The 22,256-nt window shown below is 72.3% G+C and carries 17 protein-coding genes; 11 read left to right on the top strand and 6 right to left on the bottom strand.

The window, feature by feature from the left end; genetic code table 11:
- The first annotated feature begins 85 nt into the window (after positions 1-85).
- Positions 86-583, top strand: a complete 498-nt coding sequence (gene ybaK, locus Pta02_RS22080; RefSeq protein WP_203876797.1) for a Cys-tRNA(Pro) deacylase — start codon at positions 86-88, stop codon at positions 581-583.
- A gap of 89 nt (positions 584-672) precedes the next feature.
- Positions 673-2,067: an amidase gene (locus tag Pta02_RS22075; protein WP_203876796.1), complete on the top strand. Its 1,395-nt coding sequence runs from the start codon at positions 673-675 to the stop codon at positions 2,065-2,067.
- 13 nt (positions 2,068-2,080) lie between these two features.
- Here the strand turns inward: Pta02_RS22075 and Pta02_RS22070 are convergent, their stop codons facing one another.
- On the bottom strand, positions 2,081-2,695 hold the full coding sequence (locus Pta02_RS22070; protein ID WP_203876795.1) for a hypothetical protein: 615 nt from the start codon (positions 2,693-2,695) through the stop codon (positions 2,081-2,083).
- An 86-nt stretch (positions 2,696-2,781) separates the two neighbouring features.
- Between Pta02_RS22070 and murA the strand changes: the two genes are divergently transcribed.
- The 3 genes from murA to Pta02_RS22055 all read left to right on the top strand — a co-directional run bounded on the left by murA (position 2,782) and on the right by Pta02_RS22055 (position 7,334).
- Positions 2,782-4,098 (top strand): UDP-N-acetylglucosamine 1-carboxyvinyltransferase, encoded by a 1,317-nt coding sequence (gene murA / locus Pta02_RS22065; RefSeq protein ID WP_203876794.1) that lies wholly within the window; start codon positions 2,782-2,784, stop codon positions 4,096-4,098.
- Between the two features lie 52 nt (positions 4,099-4,150).
- Positions 4,151-6,349 carry a transglycosylase domain-containing protein gene (locus tag Pta02_RS22060; RefSeq protein WP_203876793.1) on the top strand — a complete coding sequence of 733 codons (2,199 nt, stop codon included), beginning with the start codon at positions 4,151-4,153 and terminating at the stop codon, positions 6,347-6,349.
- Between the two features lie 544 nt (positions 6,350-6,893).
- Entirely contained in the window at positions 6,894-7,334 is a 441-nt protein-coding gene (locus tag Pta02_RS22055) for a hypothetical protein (protein ID WP_203876792.1), read from the top strand.
- On the opposite strand, the gene Pta02_RS22050 is transcribed toward Pta02_RS22055, so the two are convergent.
- Positions 7,307-7,714 (bottom strand): SRPBCC domain-containing protein, encoded by a 408-nt coding sequence (locus tag Pta02_RS22050; protein WP_203876791.1) that lies wholly within the window; start codon positions 7,712-7,714, stop codon positions 7,307-7,309. The genes Pta02_RS22055 and Pta02_RS22050 overlap by 28 nt on opposite strands.
- A 204-nt stretch (positions 7,715-7,918) precedes the next feature.
- Here Pta02_RS22050 and Pta02_RS22045 point away from each other — a divergent pair, with 204 nt between their 5' ends.
- Positions 7,919-8,509, top strand: coding sequence for a class I SAM-dependent methyltransferase (locus tag Pta02_RS22045; RefSeq protein WP_239131137.1), 591 nt, complete (start codon positions 7,919-7,921; stop codon positions 8,507-8,509).
- A 569-nt stretch (positions 8,510-9,078) separates the two neighbouring features.
- On the opposite strand, the gene dnaE is transcribed toward Pta02_RS22045, so the two are convergent.
- The gene (gene dnaE / locus Pta02_RS22040) at positions 9,079-12,600 is read right to left on the bottom strand and encodes a DNA polymerase III subunit alpha (protein ID WP_203876789.1); all 3,522 of its coding nucleotides are present in this window, start codon (positions 12,598-12,600) and stop codon (positions 9,079-9,081) included.
- 130 nt (positions 12,601-12,730) lie between these two features.
- Positions 12,731-13,039: a chorismate mutase gene (locus tag Pta02_RS41350; RefSeq protein ID WP_239131158.1), complete on the bottom strand. Its 309-nt coding sequence runs from the start codon at positions 13,037-13,039 to the stop codon at positions 12,731-12,733.
- 972 nt (positions 13,040-14,011) lie between these two features.
- Here Pta02_RS41350 and Pta02_RS41975 point away from each other — a divergent pair.
- The 5 genes from Pta02_RS41975 to Pta02_RS22010 are packed head-to-tail and all read left to right on the top strand — an operon-like array spanning position 14,012 to position 20,105.
- Complete coding sequence (locus Pta02_RS41975) at positions 14,012-16,348, top strand: serine/threonine-protein kinase (RefSeq protein WP_203876787.1); 2,337 nt, start codon at positions 14,012-14,014, stop codon at positions 16,346-16,348.
- A gap of 50 nt (positions 16,349-16,398) precedes the next feature.
- On the top strand, positions 16,399-18,243 hold the full coding sequence (locus Pta02_RS22025; RefSeq protein ID WP_203876786.1) for a serine/threonine-protein kinase: 1,845 nt from the start codon (positions 16,399-16,401) through the stop codon (positions 18,241-18,243).
- The gene (locus Pta02_RS22020) at positions 18,240-19,103 is read left to right on the top strand and encodes an AraC family transcriptional regulator (RefSeq protein ID WP_203876785.1); all 864 of its coding nucleotides are present in this window, start codon (positions 18,240-18,242) and stop codon (positions 19,101-19,103) included. Before Pta02_RS22025 ends, Pta02_RS22020 begins: the two co-directional genes overlap by 4 nt.
- Positions 19,104-19,113: 10 nt before the next feature.
- Positions 19,114-19,794, top strand: a complete 681-nt coding sequence (locus tag Pta02_RS22015; protein ID WP_203876784.1) for an AzlC family ABC transporter permease — start codon at positions 19,114-19,116, stop codon at positions 19,792-19,794.
- Positions 19,791-20,105 carry an AzlD domain-containing protein gene (locus Pta02_RS22010; RefSeq protein WP_203876783.1) on the top strand — a complete coding sequence of 105 codons (315 nt, stop codon included), beginning with the start codon at positions 19,791-19,793 and terminating at the stop codon, positions 20,103-20,105. Before Pta02_RS22015 ends, Pta02_RS22010 begins: the two co-directional genes overlap by 4 nt.
- A 99-nt stretch (positions 20,106-20,204) precedes the next feature.
- Here the strand turns inward: Pta02_RS22010 and Pta02_RS22005 are convergent, their stop codons facing one another.
- Both Pta02_RS22005 and Pta02_RS22000 read right to left on the bottom strand, forming a co-directional pair.
- Positions 20,205-21,569, bottom strand: coding sequence for a sensor histidine kinase (locus Pta02_RS22005; RefSeq protein WP_203876782.1), 1,365 nt, complete (start codon positions 21,567-21,569; stop codon positions 20,205-20,207).
- Positions 21,569-22,252, bottom strand: a complete 684-nt coding sequence (locus Pta02_RS22000; protein WP_203876781.1) for a response regulator transcription factor — start codon at positions 22,250-22,252, stop codon at positions 21,569-21,571. Before Pta02_RS22000 ends, Pta02_RS22005 begins: the two co-directional genes overlap by 1 nt.
- Between the last annotated feature and the right edge of the window lie 4 nt (positions 22,253-22,256).

The raw sequence follows: 22,256 nt of genomic DNA, 5'->3' as shown, positions 1-22,256 counted from the left end.
CTTGTCCACTATCCGGACATTCGTCGTGAGTGACGAACCATGCCCTTTACGTTGTAGATTCACCGGATGCTCTACCCTGCCCTCCATGAGCAAGAAGGGCACCAAGGGCCAGGGCACCCCCGCGACGGTGGCGCTGACCCAGGCCGGGGTGGAGTTCACGCTGCACCCCTACGAGCACGACGCGGGCGCCCAGGCCTACGGCGAGGAGGCGGCCGACGCGCTCGGCGTGCCGTACGAGAGGATCTTCAAGACGCTCGTGGCCGAGGTGGAGAGCGGGCTGGCCGTCGCGGTGGTGCCGGTGGCGGGCAAGCTGGACCTCAAGGCGTTCGCGGCGGCGCTGGGCGGCAAGCGGGCGGCGATGGCCGAGGCGGCCAAGGTGGAGCGGGTCACCGGCTACGTGGTGGGCGGCATCAGCCCGCTGGGGCAGCGCAGGCGGCTGCCGACCGTGGTCGACTCCTCCGCGCTGGAGTTCCCCACCGTCTACTTCTCCGCCGGGCGGCGCGGGCTGCAGATCGAGACCGCCCCGGCCGAGCTGGTACGGCTCACGCAGGCCGTCACGGCTTCCATCGGCCGTACCGGGTAGTGCCTTCCGGGTAGTTCTGTCGAAGGTTGCCGAGGCGCGGCCGCCGCCGCCCGGCCAGACTGGGCGGGCCGTACGGATCGGGAGGACGGATGCACTACCTGACCGCCGTCGAGATGCTGGAGTTGCTGCGCACCCGGCAGATCTGCGCGACCGAACTGCTCGACGCCCACCTGCGCCGCATCGAGGAGGTCAACCCCCGGGTCAACGCGATCGTCACGCTCACGGCCGAGCGCGCCCTCGACGAGGCCGGGGCCGCCGACCGCGACCTGGCCAAGGGCATGTGGCGCGGGCCGCTGCACGGGCTGCCGGTCGCCTACAAGGACCTGACCGACACCGCGGGCATCCGCACCACGTACGGCTCGCGGATCTTCGCCGGGCACGTGCCGGAGCGGGACGCCCTGATCGTCCGGCGCATGCGCGAGGCCGGGGCGATCACGGTCGGCAAGACCAACACCCCCGAGTTCGGCACCGGCTCGCACACGGTCAACGAGATCTTCGGCGCCACCCGCAACCCCTACGACCTGTCGCGCTCGGCCGGCGGCAGCAGCGGCGGGGCCGCGGCGGCGCTGGCCTGCGGGATGGTGCCGCTGGCCGACGGCTCCGACATGGGCGGGTCGCTGCGCAACCCGGCCTCCTTCTGCAACGTGGTGGGGCTGCGGCCGACCCCGGGGCGGGTCCCCTCCCCCACCCCGACGGCCGCCTGGTTCACCCTGGGCGTGTCCGGGCCGATGGCCAGGACCGTGGAGGACCTGACCCTGCTGATGAGCGTGGTGGCCGGCTTCGACCCGTCCTCCCCGCTGTCGATCGCCGAGAGCGGCGCCGTCTTCACCGAGTCGCTGGACCTGCTGGACCTGACCGGGCTGCGCATCGCCTGGAGCCCCGACCTGGGCGGGCTGCCGGTGGACACCGAGACGGCCAAGGTCACCGCCGGCGCCCCGGCGGTGCTGGCCGGGCTGGGGGCCCACGTCGAGCGGGTCGACCTCGACCTGTCCGACGCCGAGGAGGCCTTCCGCACCTATCGGGCGTGGTACTACCTGCTGTCCTACGGCGACCTGCCGCAGGAGGAGCTGGGCGAGAACGTGCGCTGGAACGTCGAGCGGGGCCGCGCGGTGACCGGGGCGGACCTGGCCCGCGCCGAACGGCTGCGCAGCGGCCTCTACCGGCGGATGAGCGACTTCTTCGACGCCTACGACTTCCTGATCGCACCGGTCAGCCAGGTGCCGCCGTTCCCGGTGGACGCGCCGTACGTCACCGAGATCAACGGCGAGGAGCTGCCCGACTATCTGGCGTGGATGCGCTCGGCCTACTGGGTCAGCGTGCTGCACGCCCCCGCCGCGTCGGTGCCGTGCGGCTTCACCTCCGCGGGGCTGCCGGTGGGCGTGCAGATCGTCGGGCGCCCCTTCGCCGACCTGCGGGTGCTGCGGCTGGCCCACGCCTTCGAGCGGGCCACCGGGCACGGCTCCCACCGGCCCGCCCTGACGTGACGGCCGTGACCGCCTAGGGAGCGTCCGGCTCCCGCGGCGGCGCGGAAGGCGGTCCGGACGGCGGCTGGGAGGGCGGTCCGGGCGGCGGCTGGGAGGGCGGTCCGAAGTGGTCGTGCCCGCCGAACGGGCGGCGCAGCGGCGAGTCGCGGTAGCCCGCGATCCCCTCCAGGGCGAAGCACAGGCCGACGGCGAACAGCGGCCAGGCGACGAGGACGCCCTGCGCGGTCAGCCGCAGCGGCCCCGGCACCACGGGGACCTGCACACCGGCCGCGGCCACGGTCACGGCGCCGATGCTCACCGCCCCGCCGACCCACAGGGCGAGACAGGCGGCCAGCAGGCCGCCCGCGGTCAGCGCGAGTGGCATGACGGCCGGGTGGGTCCGGCGCGACAGGCGGTGGCCCACGGCGCCGCACGCCAGCCCCAGCACGCCCGTGACGAGCGCGAACCAGCCGTCGGCGGCGATGAGCGCCTGGGTCGAGGGATCGGCCAGCAGCGGGCCCCTGTCCGTCACGACGTACGGCGGGCGGGGTGCCAGCAACGACCACAGGACACCGGCGGCGGCCCCCAGGACGGCGAGGACGAGGACGGTCACGGCCGCATCGCGCGCGTACCGCACTATGCGTCTCACCTCACTTCACCTGGACCGGCCCGATGCTACCCGTTCATCCGCTTTCGCAATATCAAGGCATCGATCCGATCCCTTACTCTGTCGGGGTGAACGAAGAGGTATGGCTGATCGAGCCCTCCGGCCCGCTGCGCGGGGACGTCGAGGTCCGCGGATCCAAGAACGGCGTTTCCAAGCACATGGTGGCGGCCATGCTGGGATCCGGGGAGAGTGTCATCCACAACGCCCCCGACGTGGGCGAAGTCGGGATCACCGCGCAGATGCTGCGGGCGCTCGGCATCAATGTGGAGATCACTCCCAAGGAGATCTCCATCGAGCGCGGGCCCGAGATCAACCCGCACGTCCCCTCCGCGTTCACCGGTCTCAACCGCATCCCCATCCTGATGCTCGGCCCGTTGCTGCACCTGGCGGGCGAGGCGTTCGTGCCGCTGGTCGGCGGCGACCCGATCGGCCGGCGTCCGGTCGACTTCCACGTCGAGGCGCTGCGCTCCATGGGCGCCGAGATCGAGGTGAGCGACACCGGCGTCTACGCCAAGGCCAAGCGGCTGCGCGGGACCCGGATCGAGCTGCCCTACCCCAGCGTCGGCGCCACCGAGACGATCCTGATGTCGGCGGTGCTGGCCGAGGGCAAGACCGTCCTCAAGGGCGCGGCCACCGAGCCCGAGGTGGTGGAGCTGGCCCTGTTCCTGCAGCGGATGGGCGCGCTGATCGAGCTCAGCCCCGACCGCCGCATCGTGATCGAGGGCGTGGAGAAGCTGCACGGCGCCTCCACCTGGCTCAACGGCGACCGCATCGAGGCGTTCTCCTACCTGGCGGCCGGCCTGATCACCGGCGGTGAGGTGCGGGTCCACGGCTGCCCGCAGGACCGGCTGGTCACCGCCATCACCACCCTGGCCAGGATGGGCGCCCAGCTCGACATCACCGACGACTACCTGTCGGCCTCGGCCCCCGACGGCCTGCGCGCCGCGGCGGTGCAGACCGACACCCACCCCGGTTTCATGACCGACTGGCAGACGCCGCTGATGGTGCTGTTCACCCAGGCGCAGGGCATGTCGGTGCTGCACGAGACCGTGTTCGAGAACCGGCTGGTCTACGTGCCCGCGCTGCAGAAGATGGGCTGCGAGATCGAGGTCTTCGACGTGTGCCTGGGCGGTCCCGCCTGCCGCTACCACGACACCAACGCCAAGCACTCCGCGGTCGTGCGGGGGGTGTCCAAGCTGCGCGGCGCCGACGTGACGCTGCCCGACATCCGGGCGGGCTTCTCGGCCGTGCTCGCCGCCGCCGCCGCGGAGGGCACCTCCACGCTGCGCGGGGTGCACCACATCGAGCGGGGTTACCACCGGCCGTTCGAGCAGTTCGCCTCCCTCGGACTGAAGATCAGTCGAGAGAAGGTCGGGAACGGGTAAGGATTGGCAATCAGGTGTTTGTACCTGATCATCCGGTTGCACCTTACTATGCGTGACTTCCCGACGTGACACCAGGCGCGGGCCCGTCGCCTGCCTTCGTACCCTGACGGTGTGCGGAACGGCCGGCGGGCTCTTGGCGGCGGCGATCGTGCTGCCGGTCGTCGGCACGGCGGGCATCACGGCGAAGAACGTCGCGGGCGTCTTCACCGACCTGCCGGCCGCCCCGCCGGAGAACCCGCTCCCGCAGCGCACGGTGCTGCTGGACCGGCACGGCAAGCCGTTCGCCCAGTTCTACTCGCAGAACCGGAAGATCGTCAGCCTCGACGCGGTCGCGCCGATCATGCGCAAGGCGATCGTGGCGATCGAGGACTCCCGCTTCTACGAGCACGCCGGCCTGGACGTCAAGGGGACGCTGCGCGCGCTGGTGACCAACACCCAGGCCGGCGGGGTACGGCAGGGCGGATCCTCCCTCACCCAGCAGCTCGTGAAGAACATCCTGGTCGAGAACGCCGAGACCGACGCCGAACGCGACCAGGCCCGGGCGCCCAACCTGAAGCGCAAGATCACCGAGCTGCGGTACGCGCTGGCCATGGAGGACAAGTACACCAAGGCCGAGCTCCTGGAGCGCTATCTCAACATCGCCTACTTCGGCGCCGGCGCGTTCGGGGTGGAGGCCGCGGCCCAGCGGTTCTTCTCGGTCCCGGCCTCGAGGCTGTCCCTTCCGCAGGCGGCGGCCCTGGCCGGGGCGGTGCGCACGCCGTACGGGACGGACCCGTCGCTGGGCGCGGGACACCGCGAGCGGCTCAAGCAGCGCAGGGACCTCGTACTGAGCCGGATGGCCGAGACGGGGGCCGTCACCCGCGCCGAGGCGGACGCCGCCCGGCGCACGCCCCTGGGCATCCGGCTGAAGCCCGAACCCGGCGGCTGCGCCGGCAGCGCCTATCCCTACTTCTGCGTCTACATCCAGCGGGAGATGCTCGGCAACCCCCTGTTCGGACGCACCCGCGAGGAACGCGAGGCCCGTCTGGCCAAGGGCGGCATCATCCTGCGCACCACCCTGGACCCGGCCGCCCAGAGGGCCGCCGAGCGCGCCATCTCCGCACGGGTCGACCCGCGCGACACCGAGGTCGCCGCCGAGGCCATGATCGAACCCGGCACCGGGCGCATCCGCGCCCTGGCCACCAGCAAGAAATACGGCCGCAACCCCGGCAACAGCAACCTCGGCCCGCGCACCACCTTCAACCTGGCCGCCGACGTCGCCCACGGCGGCGGGATGGGCTTCCAGGCCGGGTCCACCTTCAAGGTGTTCACCCTGGCCGCCGCGCTGAGGAAGGGCTGGCGGTTCAACCGGGGCTTCGTCACCCCCGGCGTGTTCGTCCCCGCCAAGGGCTTCGCCGACTGCGCGGGCCGCCCGGTCAACGCCCCCAACGCCAAGATCTTCAACTCCGACGGCAGGCGCCACCCCGGCGCGTACAGCCTCTCCAGCGGCACGTGGAAATCGGTGAACATCTTCTTCATGGCGCTGGAGCGCCGGATCGGCCTGTGCCCCGTGGTGAAGACCGCCCGGGTGCTCGGCATCGCCCGGGCGGACGGCACGCCGCTGCGCGAGGTGCCGACCTTCACCCTCGGGATCAACGAGATGGACCCGCTGACGGTGGCCGGGGCCTTCGCCGCGTTCGCCGCGCGGGGTCGTTATTGCCGCCCGGTCGCGATCACCGAGATGACCGACCGGAACGGTGTCCGCGTGCCCGTCCGGCCGGTCTGCCGCCAGGCGATCGACCCGAAGGTCGCCGACGCGGTCAACTACGTGCTGACCGGGGTGTTCCAGCGGGGCACGATGAGCGGCCAGGGCATCGGCCGGCCCGCCGCGGGCAAGACCGGGACCAACAACGGCTACACCTCGGCCTGGTTCGCCGGCTACACGCCCGACCTCGCCGCGGCCGTCAGCGTCGGTGACATCCGCGGCTCCTACCGCCATCCGCTGCGGAACGTCAAGATCGGCGACCGGTTCTACGGCCGGGTCGAGGGCGCCGCCCTGCCGGGCCCGATCTGGGTGGCCTCCATGTCCGCCGCCCTGAAAGGCGTCCCGGCCTCGGCCTTCCAGCGCCCCGACATGTCCCGCTTCGGCGGCGGCCACACCCCGGTCCTCACCCCACCCCGCACGGCCAAGGGCCCCCACGCCGACCGCCCCGGGTCCCCGTTCCGCAAGAAGCCCCGCTTCCGCCCCTGGCAGAACATCCTGAACCGCTGATTCACACGGCGGGGTCGGCACCGGGTACGGCGCGGGTTCGAGTCAGGGCATCGGCAGCGGTACGGGGTCGGCGCCGGGTACGGCGCGGGTTCGAGCCGAGGCATCGGCGCCGGTGCGGCGGGACGGGGGGCGGTGGTGGTCGGCGCCTTCGTACGGCGGCCGGGGTGGGTGGTGTGGTCGTGCTGGGCGGGTGGGTGTTCCGGCCGGCCGTCTCAGTTGCTGTCTCGTGCCTTCAGGCCTCCGGCCTGTCCGGGTGCGCGGGGTTGCGGTCCTTTTTCCACGCCGGCCTGCACACCCGCCCGCGCCGCACTCCTGGCGCTCCGCCGTACCCATGCGGGCCGTATGGTGCGGGTCTTTCCCGGACGACCGGGGTGCGGTGGGTGGCTGAAGCGCGGGTGCGGGGCCGTTCAGGGCGGGGCGCCGTCGCCTTGCGGCCATGCTGGCGGGAAGGAGCTCAGGGCGGGCCGCCGTACCCGGCGCCCGATGGCGGGACCTCGGCAAAGGGCGAAGGAGATGTCGGTCCGCGGCCGTAGGTCTGCCGACCATGACCGCCATACAGACCAGGTCGTTCGATCTCGGCGTCCACTATGGGCAGGCGTATCTCATCGACGAGATCGACGATGCCGTGGGGCCCGGGGATCTGCTCGACGACCACCCCGCGCATCCCGTCGGGATCATCCGGGTGAAAGACGACAGCGCCTTCCTGATCACGGGTCGGCACACGGGCACCGTGGGTTTCTCCGTGACGGTGGCCGATCACGATCCCGGAGCGGACACCGACGGCTACGAGGACGCTGCGACGACGGACGTCTCAAGGGAGATCATCGACCGCTACCTGCTGCAGATCTGGCCACAGAGGAGTCCGTACCTCGGGTGGTCAAGAGCACGAGCAGGCAACTCGCCTACTGGTGCAGCGCGGGCTGATATCCGGAAAACCTCTGTCCGCGATCTGCCGGGTCAGACCGGTTCCCCTTCGGGGGCGTAGAAGGTGATGGTGTTGGCGACCGTGGCGGCGACCTGGTCGGGCGGGCCGCCTGCGGCCTCGTGGGCCCGGCCCCAGGCCCGGCAGGCGGCGGTGATGAAGCGCCGGCCCTCGTCGGTCCGGTGAAAGGTGTTCTCGTCGATCTGGGGCGCACCCGACAGGTGCAGGCCGAGACCCAGGAAGGCCAGGTCCCAGCCCACGCCGACGGCACCGGGGCCGTAACCCGACCACATCTCCGGCGGCACCTCGGCGGTGTGGCGCAACTCCAGCAAGGTGCCGCCGTCCTGGCTCGACAGGCGCACCTCCACCTCGGAGAAACCGGGGTCCTCGCCGTACAGCCAGCTGACCTTCAGCAGGCGGGGCGGCTCGCAGCGAAGGTCCACTTATATAAGTCAAACATGTAGCAGTAGGGTGGGGCCCGTGTAACGACCTGACGTGGTGACCGAAATAGGAATAGCCGAGATCCGTGAATTGACGGGCCGCGACGAGGCGGCACGATCCGTTACGGGGGTGCGATGGTGTCGGAGCGACCGGAAAACCCTGCGGGCAACCCATTCGGCGATCGGCACCCGACCAGCCACGAACGGATGACGGGACTGTCCTGGGACGCGTCCTACCACGACGGGCCCGCACCTTGGGATATCGGCCGGCCTCAGCCCGTGATAGCGCGTTTGGCCTCCGAAGGCGGATTCACCGGAGCGGTACTCGACGCGGGTTGCGGGACCGGCGAGAACGCTCTTCACATCGCTTCGCTGGGATTACCGGTTCTGGGCGTCGACGTGGCCGAGACCGCGCTGGCGACCGCCCGTGCGGAGGCCGACGGGCGCGGGATCGCGGCCGAATTCGCTGTGGCCGACGCTTTCCGGCTGGAGCGTCTGGAGCGTAAATTCGAGACGGTGCTGGATTGCGGCCTGTTCCATACCTTCGACGCTGACGAGCGGTCCGGATATGTGACGAGTCTGGCGTCGGTGACCGAGCGCGGCGGAACCCTGTATGTGTTGTGCTTCAGCGACGAAGGTCCGGATACCGGCCCGCACCCCGTCAGCCAGGAAGAGTTGAGAACGTCGTTCAGCCCCGGCGATGGATGGAACGTCATCGCCGTCGAAGCGGCCCGGATCCGAACGAGATACCACGAGGACGGCGCACCGGCCTGGCTCGCGACAATCAAACGGATCTGAACCCGGAATTCGCATCCGATCCCGTCATCGCCGCTGCCGCCCCGGCCCCAGGGCACCGCCGATGAGGTACGCCTCAAGGTCGGGCGCCGGGTACGGCGGCCCGCCCTGAGCTCCTTCCCGCCAGCATGGCCGCAAGGCGACGGCGCCCCGCCCTGAACGGCCCCGCACCCGCGCTTCAGCCACCCACCGCACCCCGGTCGTCCGGGAAAGACCCGCACCATACGGCCCGCATGGGTACGGCGGAGCGCCAGGAGTGCGGCGCGGGCGGGTGTGCAGGCCGGCGTGGAAAAAGGACCGCAACCCCGCGCACCCGGACAGGCCGGAGGCCTGAAGGCACGAGACAGCAACTGAGACGGCCGGCCGGAACACCCACCCGCCCAGCACGACCACACCACCCACCCCGGCCGCCGTACGAAGGCGCCGACCACCACCGCCCCCCGTCCCGCCGCACCGGCGCCGATGCCTCGGCTCGAACCCGCGCCGTACCCGGCGCCGACCCCGTACCGCTGCCGATGCCCTGACTCGAACCCGCGCCGTACCCGGCGCCGACCCCGTGCCCGGCGCGGGACTCAGGCGCCCAGGCAGGCGGGGCCGAGGAGTTGTTTGAGGTCGCCCATCAAAGCCGGGGACGGGGAGACGCGGAGGCGGTCGTCGAGGCGCATGACCGTGGTCTTGGGGCCGTTGTGGACCTGGAGGTGGACCTCGGTGGTGCCCGGGTGGGTGGTCAGGACCTCCTTGAGGCGGCCGACCACCGGGGGGGTGCACCGGGCCAGGGGAACGCTGACCAGGAGGGGGCCGCCCGCTTCGGCCGTCAGGTCGGGGGCCGTCACCTCCATGGCGATGATCTTCCCGACGTCCTCGCGCTTGTCCAGGCGGCCCTTGACGAAGACGATCGCGTCCTCGGCCAGGATCGTCGAGCACAGCTGGTAGGCCGAGGGGAAGACCATCACCTCGATGGCGCCCTCCAGGTCCTCCAGCTGGGTGAGGACCCAGGTGTCGCCCTTCTTGGTGACCTTGCGCTGGACGCCGCTCAGGATGCCGCCGACGGTGACGATCTGGCCGTCGGGGCGGCTCTCGTCCTGCAGGGCGGCCACCGAGCAGTCGGCGCCCGCGGCGAGGATGTGCTCGACGCCGAAGAGCGGGTGGTCGGAGACGTACAGGCCGAGCATCTCCCGCTCGAACGCCAGCAGGGTGGTCTTGTCCCACTCCCCCGGCGGGATCTGCACGTCGAAGGTCTGGTCCTCGGCGCCGTCGACGGCGCCGAACAGGGAGTCCTGCCCGATCGCCTCGTTCTTCTTGATGTCGATGATCGCGTCGACGGCCTGCTCATGGATCATCACCAGGCCCTTGCGGACGTGGTCGAAGGAGTCGAAGGCGCCGGCCTTGATCAGCGACTCGATGACGCGCTTGTTGCAGACGACCGCCGGGACCTTGCGCAGGAAGTCCTTGAAGTCGGTGAAGCGCCCCTTCTCCTTGCGCGCGGAGATGATCCCGTCGACGACGTTGCCGCCGACGTTGCGGATGGCCGACAGGCCGAAGCGCACGTCGCTGCCGCGCGGGGTGAAGTCGAAGTCGGAGTCGTTGACGTCCGGCGGGAGCACCTTGATGCCCATGCGGCGGCACTCGTTGAGGTAGAGCGCCGACTTGTCCTTGTCGTCCTTGACCGAGGTCAGCAGCCCGGCCATGTACTCGGCCGGGTAGTTGGCCTTGAGATAGGCGGTCCAGTAGGAGACCAGGCCGTACCCGGCGGTGTGGGCCTTGTTGAAGGCGTAGTCGGAGAAGGGCAGCAGGATGTCCCACAGGGCCTTGATGGCGGCGGCGGAGAAGCCGTTGTCCTTCATGCCCTGCTCGAAGGTCTCGAACTGCTTGTCCAGCTCGGACTTCTTCTTCTTGCCCATCGCCCGGCGCAGCAGGTCGGCGCCGCCCAGGGAGTAGTTGGCGACCTTCTGCGCGATGGCCATGACCTGCTCCTGATAGACGATCAGGCCGTAGGTCGTGTCGAGGATCTCCTTGAGCGGTTCCTCCAGCTCGGGATGGATCGGAGTGATCTCCTGCTGGCCGTTCTTGCGCATCGCGTAGTTGGTGTGGGAGTTGGCTCCCATCGGACCGGGGCGATAGAGCGCGAGCGCCGCGGAGATGTCCTCGAAGTTGTCCGGGCGCATCAGCCGCAGCAGCGAGCGCATGCCGCCGCCGTCCAGCTGGAAGATGCCGAGCGTGTCGCCGCGGGCCAGCAGCTCGTACGTCTTGACGTCGTCCAGCGGCAGGTCGAGCAGTTCGATCTTGTTGCCGGTGTTGGCCTCGATGGCCTTGAGGCAGTCGTCGATGATGGTGAGGTTGCGCAGGCCCAGGAAGTCCATCTTCAGCAGGCCGAGCGTCTCGCAGGTCGGATAGTCGAACTGCGTGATGATCGCGCCGTCGGAGTCGCGGCGCATGATCGGGATGTAGTCGGTCAGCACCTCCGACGACATGATGACGCCGGCGGCGTGCACGCCGGTCTGCCGGATCAGGCCCTCCAGGCCCCTGCCGAGGTCGATCGTCGCCTTGACGTCGACGTCCTCCTCGTACAGCCGGCGCAGCTCACCCGCCTCGTTGAAGCGCGGGTGCTCCTTGTCGAAGATGCCCGCCAGCGGGATGTCCTTGCCCATCACCGCGGGCGGGAACGCCTTGGAGACCTTGTCGCCCAGGGCGTAGGGGTGGCCGAGGACGCGACCGGCGTCCTTGATGGCCGCCTTCGCCTTGATGGTGCCGAAGGTGGCGATCATGGCGACCTTGTCGGCGCCCCACTTCTCGGTCACGTAGCGGATCACGTCGCCGCGCCGGCGCTCGTCGAAGTCGATGTCGACGTCGGGCATGGAGACGCGCTCGGGGTTGAGGAACCGCTCGAAGATCAGGCCGTGCGGGATCGGGTCGAGGTCGGTGATGCCCAGCGCGTAGGCCACCAGCGAACCGGCCGCCGAGCCTCGGCCCGGGCCCACCCGGATGCCGTTGCGCTTGGCCCACATGATGAAGTCGGCGACCACGAGGAAGTAGGACGGGAAGCCCATCTGGATGATGACGCCGAGCTCCTTCTCGGCCCAGGCCCGGTGCTCCTCGTCGACGCCCTCGGGGAAGCGGCGCGCCATGCCCTCCCAGACCTGCTGGCGGAAGTACTCCTCCTCCGTCATGCCCTCGGGGATCGGGAAGGTCGGCATCAGGTTCTTGAACTTGAACATGCCCTCGGGCTCGACCTTCTCGGCGACCAGGAGGGTGTTGCGGCAGCCCTCGGCCCACAGGTCCGAGGAGTCGACCGCGCGCATCTCGTCGGCGGTCTTGATGTAGTAGCCGGAGCCGTCGAAGCGGAAGCGGTCGGGGTCGGACAGCTGCTTGCCGGTCTGGATGCACAGCAACGCGTCGTGGGAGGTGGCGTCCGACTCGTAGGTGTAGTGGGAGTCGTTGGTGACCAGCGGGGGGATGCCAAGTTCCTTGGAGATCCTGGTCAGCCCGTCGCGGACCCGGCGCTCGATGTCGAGGCCGTGATCCATGATCTCCAGGTAGTAGTTGTCCTTGCCGAAGAGCTCCTGGAACTTCGCCGCGGCGGCCAGGGCCTCGTCGTACTGCCCCAGGCGCAGGCGGGTCTGCACCTCGCCCGAGGGGCAGCCGGTGGTGGCCATCAGGCCCTCGGAGTGCTCGGCGAGGATCTCGGCGTCCATCCGGGCCCACTTGCGCACGAAGCCCTCGGTGTAGGCGCGGGAGCTGAGCTTCATCAGGTTCTTCAGCCCGCGCTCGTTGCGCGCCCAGATCGTCATGTGGGTGTAGTAGCCACCCGCCGAGACGTCGTCCCTCTTCTGGTGCGGCTCGCCCCACAGCACCGGCTTCTTCTGGTGGCGGGAGGCGGGCGCGACGTAGGCCTCGATGCCGATGATCGGCTTGATGCCGGCGCCGGTGGCCTGCTTGTAGAAGTCGTAGGCGCCGTGCATGTTGCCGTGGTCGGTGATCGCGATGGCCGGCATGCCCAGGTCTCCGACCTGCTTGAACATCTGCTTCAAACGGGCGGCTCCATCGAGCATGGAGTACTCCGTGTGAACGTGAAGATGCACAAACGAGTCTGACATCCGGCCTCGTCCTCCCCCTTGTCACGCGTCGGCGAGGGAAGCTTACGCGCGTTTGCCGGACTCCGGGGCCGGTGCCGCCGCGCGTTCTGCGAATGATCCCGTCACGGCCGGTCCGGGTGTTTCCTGGAGGTCAGTCCCGGCGCGTCGCCCGGCGTTCCTCGGCCAGCCGCAGCCCCGCCTCGATGACGGCGTTCATGATGGGCGCCAGCCGCTCCTCGCCCAGCGCCGGGGCGCGGCGGGCCATCTCCGCGACCAGGCGGCGCTCGCGGTCCATGTCGCGGCCGGCGAAGCCGCCCACGGGCTTGAGGCGCTGGATGGTCCCGGCCAGCTCGGCGCGGCGCTCCAGCAGGACGGCCAGGGCGGCGTCCACGCGGTCGACGGCGGCGCGCGCGGCGAGCACGGTGCCCGGCTCCTCCCTGCGGGTGACCGCGCCGACGATCGTCGCCGCGTCCCGGGCCGCGGCGACGGCCTCCGGCGTGGAGTCGGGGTCCAGGAGCAGCCCGTCGGCCCCGGCGGCGACCGCGGCCGCGGCCAGCGCGGGGTCGCCGCCCGGCCAGGCGAGGACCGGGCGCCCGGACCTCTCCCGGGCCGCACGCAGCAGGGGCAGGTCGAGGACCGCGGGACGCCCGGGCGAGCCCTGCCCGCCCTCGCAGAGCACCACCCGGTCGTTGCCCCCGGCGGCGCAGAGATCGGCGACGGCGAGCCACTCCTCCAGGGTCTCGGCCGGGCCGCGCCGGACGATCACCGGAAGGCCCGGCCGGGCGGCCTCCCCGACCAGCCGGGGGTCACGCGTCCAGGCCTCCCCGACCACCACGCCCTCGGCCCCGGCGGCGATCCGCGGCAGGTCTGCGACGGAGGACGGCTCCACCAGGACCGGTCCGGCCCACTCCGCCCGGATCGCGGCCACGGCCTCGGCCGCGCGCACCCGGCGCTCGCGCAGGCTGATCCAGCGGGCGTCGGCGCCCGCGCCGCCGATCACCACGGCCGGGCCGCCGCCCACCTCCAGCGTCCCCAGCTGTACGGCCCCGCGTTCCGCGCGTGCGGTCAACGACATCTCGGCTCCCCATAATCAGCCGGCGCGTGTCCCGCGAACCGGCGAAATCGTAAGAAACAAAAAGGCAGAGACGGGGTGTCTCTGCCTCAGCCGGCTCCGGATGGTCGTCAGGTCACGTCGTCACGACCGGCCCTCCGGAGCCGGCTCGGTAAACACGGAACAACGATCCATGCGGTCCACCATAGGCCATCACCTCCACAGGCGCCATCTGGCGGACAGGTGTCTCAGATATCGGACACGAGTTGCGCAAGCCGGGCGTTCCTCCGGGGCACGGCACCCTGAACCGCGCGACAGGTCCGGGCGGATCCTTGTTTATGGGAGGATCTCCTTCACTGTGAGGGAGGTTTGAAGCTGGTGATGCAGTCTGATGGACCCCAGGAAGGGCGACGTGTCGCAGGCCGCTACCACCTCCTGGAACCCATCGGGCGGGGCGGGATGGGCACGGTCTGGAAGGCCCACGACGAGCTTCTCGACCGTACGGTCGCCATCAAGGAAGTCCGCTACTCCGCTGCCCTGGGAGAGGACGTCCAGACCCTCAACCGGCGCATGATGCGCGAGGCCCGCGCCGCGGCCAGGCTCACCCACCCCAACGTCGTGATCGTCTACGACGTGATCGAGGAGAACGAGCAGCCCTGGATCGTCATGCAGCTGGTGCCCTCCCGCTCGCTGGGACAGGTGCTGCGCGAGGACGGGCCGCTGCCGCCCCGGCGGGTGGCCGAGGTCGGGCTGGCCCTGCTGGAGGCGCTGCACAGCGCGCACGACGCCGGCGTGCTGCACCGCGACGTCAAGCCGGAGAACGTCCTGCTCGCCCACAACGGCAGGGTGGTCCTCACCGACTTCGGCATCGCCACGCTGGACTCGGAGAGCACGCTGACCATGACCGGCGTGGCGGGCACCCCCGCCTTCATCGCGCCGGAACGGCTGCGCGGCCTGCCCGCCCGCAGGGAGTCGGACCTGTGGTCGCTGGGCGCGACGCTGTACGCGGCGGTGGAGGGGCGTTCCCCGCACGACCGCAAGCTGCCTCTGCCCACCATGCACTCGGTCATGACCGACCCGCCGGACCCCGCGCACAACGCGGGCCCGCTGCTGCCGGTGCTGGAAGGGCTGCTGCGCAAGGAGCCCATCCAGCGGCTCACCTACTCCGAGGCCGCGGCCATGCTGCGCCGGGTGGCCGAGGGGCACTCCTCCACCCAGCCGTGGGCGGTGCCCCCCGTCGCGGCCACCCGCAAGCTGCCCTCCCCTGCCGGCGAGTGGCCCGCTTCCACCCCGCCCGCGGGCGGGGTGGACAGGCGCAAGCCGTACGGCGCCGCGCCCGGCGGGAAGGCGCCCGCGGACGAGGGGAGCCCGGCGGGCAAGCGGACGCCGGCCGCCCCCGCGGGCGACAAGGCCGCCCCCGCCGAGCCGGCGTCCCGCCCGCAGGACGCCGCCGAGGCCGCGGGCGCCGCGGCGGCCGCCGCGATCCCGCAGACCGGGCACGTCGCCAGGCCGCCCGCCCCGTCCGAGACCTCCGCCGCGCAGACCTCCGCCGCGCAGACCTCGGCCGTGGAGTCCCCCGCCCAGACGCCCTCGGAGAAGGCCCCGGCTGAGAAGACCCCGGCGGACAAGACTGCGTCCGGGAAAGCAGCGTCCGGGAAAGCAGCGTCAGGGAAGACGCCCGCCCCCGCGCAGGAGACGCCGTCCCCGGCGGAGGAGGCGCCCGCCTCCTCCGCCAGGCAGTACGTCAAGGGCCTGGGCGCCGACGCCGCCGACCCGACGCCGCCGATGCCCTCCGTGCGCCCGTCCGCGTCCTCCACGCCCCCGCCCGCGGCCCCCGCACGTCCCGCTCCCTCCACTCCCGCGTCCTCCGCGCGCCCGTCCGCGCCGGAGCCGGTCCCCGTGCCGGAACCCGGACCGCTGCCGGCGGTCCCGTACGAGGACGTGACGCCCGCCGAGCAGACCCAGCTGTCGGCGCTGCTGTCCTCCTCCGGCATGCGGCGCGCCCTGCCGGTCGTCATCGGGGCGCTGCTCCTGGTGGGCGCGCTGGGCATCTGGATCGGCATGAACAGCGGTGAGACCGGCGCGAGCGGCCGGGACCCGAGCCCGGCGACCACGGAGGACGGGACCGGTGACGGCTCGTCGTCCGGTGGGGGCTCCGAGTCCCCGCAGTCCGCCACGCCCTCGGAGGACGACTCCCCCTCCGCCGACCCGTCGGAGACCGCCGGGGACAAGGGCGGGGAGAAGGAGAAGAAGAAGGAGGGCGGGGACAAGGGCGCCCTGCCCAGCGGCTGGAAGACGCACAAGGACCCCAACGGCTTCTCGGTCGGCCTGCCCAAGGGCTGGGAGGTCGAGAGGCGCCAGGGCACGCAGGTCCGCTTCCGCGGGCCGGACGACTCGTTCAGCTATCTCATGATCGAGTACACCGACACCCCCGGCTCCGACGCGAAGAAGGACTGGGACGAGTACGAGCCCCAGGCCCGCGCCAACTTCCCCGGTTACAAGCTGATCGGGATCAAGAGGGTGGACTACATGGCGGACGCGGCCGACTGGGAGTTCACCTGGCAGGCGAGGTCGGGCAGGGCCCGCGTGGTCAACCGGGGGTTCCTCACCGGGAAGGGCCGGGGTTACGCCATCTACTGGCACACCTACGCGTCCGAGTGGGAGCAGAACCTGAAGCTGTTCGAGGGATTCACCGAGACGTTTTCCTCGAAAAAGTGAAGTCCCACCCGAAGGGCTACGATTCGTGGGCCGGGGAGGGGTGGAGAACGATGACCGAACGGAGGGTCGCGGGCAGGTATCACCTGCTCGAACCCATCGGCGAGGGCGGGATGGGCGTCGTCTGGCGTGCCCACGACGAGCTTCTCGACCGCACGGTGGCGGTCAAGGAGGTCCGCTACCGGGGGGTCGACGATGCCTCGCGGGCCGATCTGAACCGGCGGACCATCCGGGAGGCCAGGACCGCCGGGCGGCTCGACCACCCTTCTGTGATCATCGTGCACGACGTGGTCGAGGAGGACGGCCGGCCCTGGATCGTCATGCAGATGGTGCGCTCGCGCTCGCTGGGCGAGGTCGTCCGGCAGCGGGGGCCGCTTCCCCCCGAGCGGGTGGCGGCCATCGGCCTGAGCCTGCTGGGGGCGCTGCGCGCCGCGCACGCCGCCGGGGTCCTGCACCGCGACGTCAAGCCGGAGAACGTGCTGCTGGCCGATGACGGCCGGGTGGTGCTGACCGACTTCGGCATCGCCTCGATGACGCAGGAGCCCCGGATCACCCGCACCGGCGGGATGGTCGGCACCCCGGCCTTCCTGCCGCCGGAGCGCCTGCACGGACTGCCCGCCACCCCGGAGTCGGACCTGTGGTCACTGGGCGCGACGCTGTACGCGGCGCTGGAGGGCCGTCCGCCCTTCGAGCGCGCGACACCCGCGGCGACCATGATGGCCGTCCTGCGGGGCGAGCCCAGCCCGATGACCCACATCGGCCCGCTCGCCACGGCGATCCTCGGCCTGATGTCCACCGACCCGTCGGCCCGTATGAGCACCGGCGAGGCCGAGGCCCTGTTCGTCCGCGCCGCCGGGCCGGCGATCCCCGACGACCTCCCGCCGCCCGCCGGGCCCGCGCCGGCGCCCCCGCACCCCCATCCCGCCCCGCCCCTCGCACCGGCCCAGGAGACCCGGTACGGCGAGCCGCACCCCTATCCCGCCCCTCCCGTCCCGTACGGCCATGCGCCCCAGCCGGCGCAGCCCACCCGTCCCGAGCAGGACCCCCTGCCCGCGGGAGCGGCCTTCGGGCAGCAGCCGTACCCCGGCGGCCCCTCCCTCCCCGGACACGAGCCGTACCCGGCGCGGGCGACGCGGCCGGGCGAGCCCCCCTACCAGGGGCGCCGGGCCCGGCCGGAGTACACCTACCCCGGCGGCCCGTCGCAGGGCTCGCGCCGGGGAGTGCGCCTGGCGCTGGCGGTCGGGATCCCGGTGCTCGTGCTCGCGGTCGGCACGGGTGGCTGGTTCGTGCTCCAGAACCGCGGCACGGAGGGCGGGGGGAACCCGCCCACGATCTCCGCCTCCCTGACGAGCACGACCGGGCCCGGGCAGACCCCGCAGAGCACGCCGGAGCCGACCCCCGAGCCCACCCCCTCGGCCACTCGGGCGACCCCCGAGGCCACGCTCCCGGACGGCCGGGTGATCCCGCGGGGCTGGCGGCTGCACGAGGATCCGCTGGGCTTCAGCGTCGCGGTGCCGCGGACCTGGAGCGTCAAGCGGTCCTCCGGCCGCGACCGGGTGGAGTTCCGCGATCCGCGCACGGACCGCTTCCTGTGGATCGAGTCGACGGAGGACTCCGAGACCGATCCGGTCAGGCACTGGGAGAAGGTCGAGCAGGGCGGTAACGAGGACGACCTCTGGCCCGGCTACCGGCGCCTCGGCATCACCGGACTGACGTATCTGGACCGGCCCGCCGCCGACTGGGAGTTCACCTACGACAAGGCCGGCGAGCGAAGGCACGTGCTGGACCGGGGGTTCCGCACCTCCGCCGGCAAGCCGTACGCGATCTACTGGGAGAGCGCCGACGCCACCTGGAACCGGGCGTTCTTCGACAGGTTCACCAGAACGTTCCGGCCATGACGCCCGAGGCGGGGAAAGAGGAGGCGGAGGCGGCGCGGTTCTGGCGGAACCCGGCGCTGCCGGGGGTGGACCTGCTCAAGGCCCGCTACGTCACGCACCGCTTCACCCGGCACGTGCACGAGGAGTACGCGATCGGGGTGATCCTGTCCGGGGTCGAGGAGTTCGACTACCGGGGCGCCCGGCACCGCGCCGGCGCCGGGTCCGTGGTCCTGGTCGACCCCGAGCAGGTGCACACCGGTCACGCGGGCGTGCCGGACGGCTGGTCCTACCGGATGCTCTACCCGTCCGTCCAGGTGATCGCCGACATCGCGGACGAGCTGCTCGCCGGCCGGGGCACGCCGTACTTCCCGCAGACCGTCGTGCCCGGCTCGCAGGCGGCCCCCCTGCTGCGCGCCGCCCATCTGGCCGCCGAGCGCGGCGACGACCTGGCGTCCTCCAGCCTGGCCCGCACGGCGTTCGGCGCGCTGGTGCGCCACCACGCCGCCTACCGCCCGCCCCGGCCGCAGCGGTCCGCGGGGGACGACGCGGTACGGCGGGCCAGGGAGATCCTGCACGAGAGCCTCCTCGACCCGCCGACGCTGGAGGACCTGGCGCGGGCGGTGGAGGTGCGGCCCTTCACGCTGATCCGCGCCTTCAAGGCCGCCACCGGCCTCCCCCCGCACACCTACCTGAACACGCTGCGGGTACGGCGGGCCCGTTGCCTGCTCGACTCCGGAACGCCCGCCGCGCAGGTCGCCGCCGAGGTCGGTTTCACCGACCAGGCCCACCTGAACAGGCATTTCAAGCGGATCGTGGGCGTGCCCCCGGCCGCGTACCAGCGCGCAGGAACGTACAAGACCGCACTATCGAATCGGACATAGCCTCACTTCCATGGAAACAACCACTCGTTCCTCAGCGACCAGGGACGGGCTGGGGGTGGGCATCGCCGTCGGACTCTCCGGAGTGGCCTTCGGCGCCGCCGCGGTCACCGCCGGGCTGAGCGTGGCCCAGACGTGCGTGCTGAGCCTGTTCGCCTTCACCGGCGCCTCCCAGTTCGCGCTGGCCGGAGTCGTGGCGGGCGGCGGCAACCTCGTCGCGGGCGCCGCGGGCGCGCTGCTGCTCGGCGTCCGCAACAGCCTGTACGGCCTGCGCCTGGCCGGTCTGCTCGGGATCAGGGGCTGGCGCCGCATTCCCGTGGCACAGGGGGTGATCGACGAGACGACCGCGGTGGCGATGTCCCAGCCGGACGAGGAGTCGGCCAGGACCGGGTTCTTCGTCACCTTCGTCACTCTCTATCTCACCTGGAACGCCACCACCCTGCTCGGCGCGCTGGGCACCTCCAGCGTGGCCGACCCCGCGGTGTTCGGCCTGGACGCCGTCGGCCCGGCCACCTTCCTGGCGATCCTGTGGCCCCGGCTGACCGGCGACGACCCCGAGGCCCGGACCCTGCGGCCGATCGCGATCGGCGGCGCGGCGGTCGCGCTGGCCGCCACCCCCTTCACCCCCGCCGGGGTGCCCGTGCTGCTGGCCTCCGTGGTCGTGCTCGCCGTGATCCTCAGGAGGCCGAGGTGAGCGCCACATGGTGGGCCGTCGTCGCCGTCTGCGCGGGCTGCTACGCACTGAAGCTGGCCGGGCTGTCGGCGCCGCGCAGGATCCTCGACCACCCGGGCGTGCAGCGCTTCGCCGCGCTGGTCCCGGTGGCGCTGCTGGCCGCACTGATCGCGGTGCAGACCTTCACGCACGGGCAGTCCCTGGTGCTGGACTGGCCGCGCACCGCCGGGCTCGGGGCGGCGGTGGTGGCCCTGCTGCTGCGCGCGCCGTTCCTGGTGGTGCTCGCCGCGGCGGCCCTCGTCACGGCGCTGCTGCGCCTGGCGGGCCTGTGACCGCGCGGATCCGGATCACGCGACCACGGTGACCGCACGGGCTCGGTGGCCGTACGGCGCCGCGGTCCGGCTCCGCATACCGGCGCCCGCCCCGGCCTGTCATGGGACGGTGCCGGGCGGCGCCGGCCGCCCGGCACCGGCGGGCAGCCGCACCCGGAAGGCCGCTCCCCTGCCGGGCCGCGCGACCGCCTCGGCGCGTCCGCCGTGGGCGGCGGCGACCGCGGCCACGATGGACAGTCCGAGACCGGCTCCGCCCCGGTCCCCGGACCCCTCGCGCGTGCGGTCGGCGCGGTAGAAGCGCTCGAAGACGAGCGTGCACTGCTCCGGGGTCAGGCCGGGCCCCTCGTCGGCGACCTCGATCAGCGCCTCCCCCGCCTCGATCAGCGGCTCCCCCGCCCGCCGGGCCGGGCCCACGGCACCGGCGGCGTCCACCGGCCCGGTCCCGGACGCCGACGCAGTCCCGGACGCCGGCCCGGTCCCGGCCGTCATGCTCACCCGCACCACGGCCGGGGTGCCCGGCGGGGTGTGCGCGAGCACGTTGGCCAGCAGGTTGCCGACCACCTGGCGGAGCCTGGCCGCGTCGCCCCGCACCTCGACCGGCCCGTCGTGCTCGACCGACAGCGGCCGGTCAGGCTCGACGGCCAGGGCGTCGGCCACCGCGTCGGCCGCGATCCCGGTCAGCTCGACCGGGGCGTGTTCCAGGGGGCGCCCCTGGTCCAGGCGGGCCAGCAGCAGCATCTCGTCCACCAGCGCCCCCATCCGGGCCGCCTCCGCCTCGATTCTGCGCATGGCCGTGGCCAGGTCCTGCGGCCGGCCGGCCGCGCCGCGGCGGAACAGCTCGGCGTAGCCCCGGATGGTCGCGATGGGCGTGCGCAGCTCGTGGGAGGCGTCGGCGACGAAGCGGCGCAGCCGGTCCTGGGACTCCTCCCGCTGCCGGAAGGCCCTCTCGATCTGGCCGAGCATCGCGTTGAGCGCGTGGCCGAGGCGGCCCACCTCGCTGCCGTCCGGGGCCGTCTCGATCCGGCGGTCGAGGTCGCCCGCGCCGATGTCCGCCGCGGCCTCCACGATCCGGTCCAGTGGCCGCAGGCCCCGGCCGACCAGGTGCGCGGCGAGCAGGGTCAGCCCGGCCAGGGCCACCGCCGATGAGATGATCATGACGTTGGCGACGCGCCCGGTCAGCTCGTCGGAGGCCGCGAGCAGGGCCTGCGGGGTGTCCATGGCCAGCAGCCGGGCGCCCTCGTGCCCGCGCCAGTCCTGCAGCGCTCCGAAGGTGGCCCCGGCGACCGTGCCGAGGGCCAGGGCGACGAGGCCGGCGACCGTCACGACCAGCCGGCCGCGCAGGGACGCCGGCGGGCGCAGGCCGGGAAGGCGGCGGGAGCCGTCCGGAACCCCGGGAGACCGGCGGGTGCGGCCCGCGGCGGGATGAGTGCGGCCTGCGGCGGCGGGGCGGGTCCGGGAGGGCATCAGTCGTCCTCCCGGGGCAGGCGCAGGACGTAGCCCACCCGGGGCACGGTGTGGATCAGCGGCGGGCCGCAGGAGTCGACCTTGCGGCGCAGATAGCTGATGTAGGTCTGCACCACGCCGTCGTTGCCGCCGAAGTCGTACTCCCAGACGTGGTCGAGGATCTGCCGCTTGGAGACCAGCCGGCCGGCGTTGGCGGCCAGGAAGCTCAGGAGCTTGAACTCGGTGGGGGTCAGGTCGATGCGCCGCCCGCCCCGCCGTACCTCGTAGGCCCGCTCGTCGACGACGAGGTCGGCGAAGGTCAGCCGGCCGCTCCGCGGGGGGTTGGTCCGCCGCAGCACCGCCCGGATCCTGGCGATCAGCTCCTCCAGGCTGAAGGGCTTGGTGACGTAGTCGTCCCCGCCCGCCGCCAGGCCCCCGATCTTGTCCTCGGTCGCGTCGCGCGCGGTGAGGAACACCACCGGCACCTCGGAGCCCCCCGTGCGGATCCGGCGGCACACCTCCGTGCCGGACACGTCGGGCAGCATCACGTCCAGGACGATCAGGTCGGGACGGAACGCGCCGGCCTGCGCCACCGCCGCGGCGCCCGTGCCCGCGGTCACCGTCTCGAAGCCCTCGTATCGCAGCGCGGTGGCGACGAGATCGGCGAGGTAGGGCTCGTCGTCCACGACCAGTATGCGGCTCACCCCT

Source organism: Paraplanobispora takensis (assembly GCF_016863195.1).
GTDB classification, from domain to species: Bacteria; Actinomycetota; Actinomycetes; order Streptosporangiales; family Streptosporangiaceae; genus Planobispora; species Planobispora takensis.
The sequence above is the reverse complement of the archived record's forward strand: the minus strand, read 5'-3'. Positions and strand labels throughout refer to the sequence as shown.

What these genes read in the sequence shown, in the direction of transcription:
- Pta02_RS22055 (WP_203876792.1), top strand. Translation starts at nt 6,894, where the DNA reads ATGACCGCCATACAGACCAGGTCGTTCGATCTCGGCGTCCACTATGGG.
- Pta02_RS22005 (WP_203876782.1), bottom strand. Translation starts at nt 21,569, where the DNA reads ATGCCCTCCCGGACCCGCCCCGCCGCCGCAGGCCGCACTCATCCCGCC.
- Pta02_RS22015 (WP_203876784.1), top strand. Translation starts at nt 19,114, where the DNA reads ATGGAAACAACCACTCGTTCCTCAGCGACCAGGGACGGGCTGGGGGTG.
- Pta02_RS22020 (WP_203876785.1), top strand. Translation starts at nt 18,240, where the DNA reads ATGACGCCCGAGGCGGGGAAAGAGGAGGCGGAGGCGGCGCGGTTCTGG.
- ybaK (WP_203876797.1), top strand. Translation starts at nt 86, where the DNA reads ATGAGCAAGAAGGGCACCAAGGGCCAGGGCACCCCCGCGACGGTGGCG.
- Pta02_RS22075 (WP_203876796.1), top strand. Translation starts at nt 673, where the DNA reads ATGCACTACCTGACCGCCGTCGAGATGCTGGAGTTGCTGCGCACCCGG.
- Pta02_RS41975 (WP_203876787.1), top strand. Translation starts at nt 14,012, where the DNA reads ATGCAGTCTGATGGACCCCAGGAAGGGCGACGTGTCGCAGGCCGCTAC.
- dnaE (WP_203876789.1), bottom strand. Translation starts at nt 12,600, where the DNA reads ATGTCAGACTCGTTTGTGCATCTTCACGTTCACACGGAGTACTCCATG.
- Pta02_RS22025 (WP_203876786.1), top strand. Translation starts at nt 16,399, where the DNA reads ATGACCGAACGGAGGGTCGCGGGCAGGTATCACCTGCTCGAACCCATC.
- Pta02_RS22045 (WP_239131137.1), top strand. Translation starts at nt 7,919, where the DNA reads ATGACGGGACTGTCCTGGGACGCGTCCTACCACGACGGGCCCGCACCT.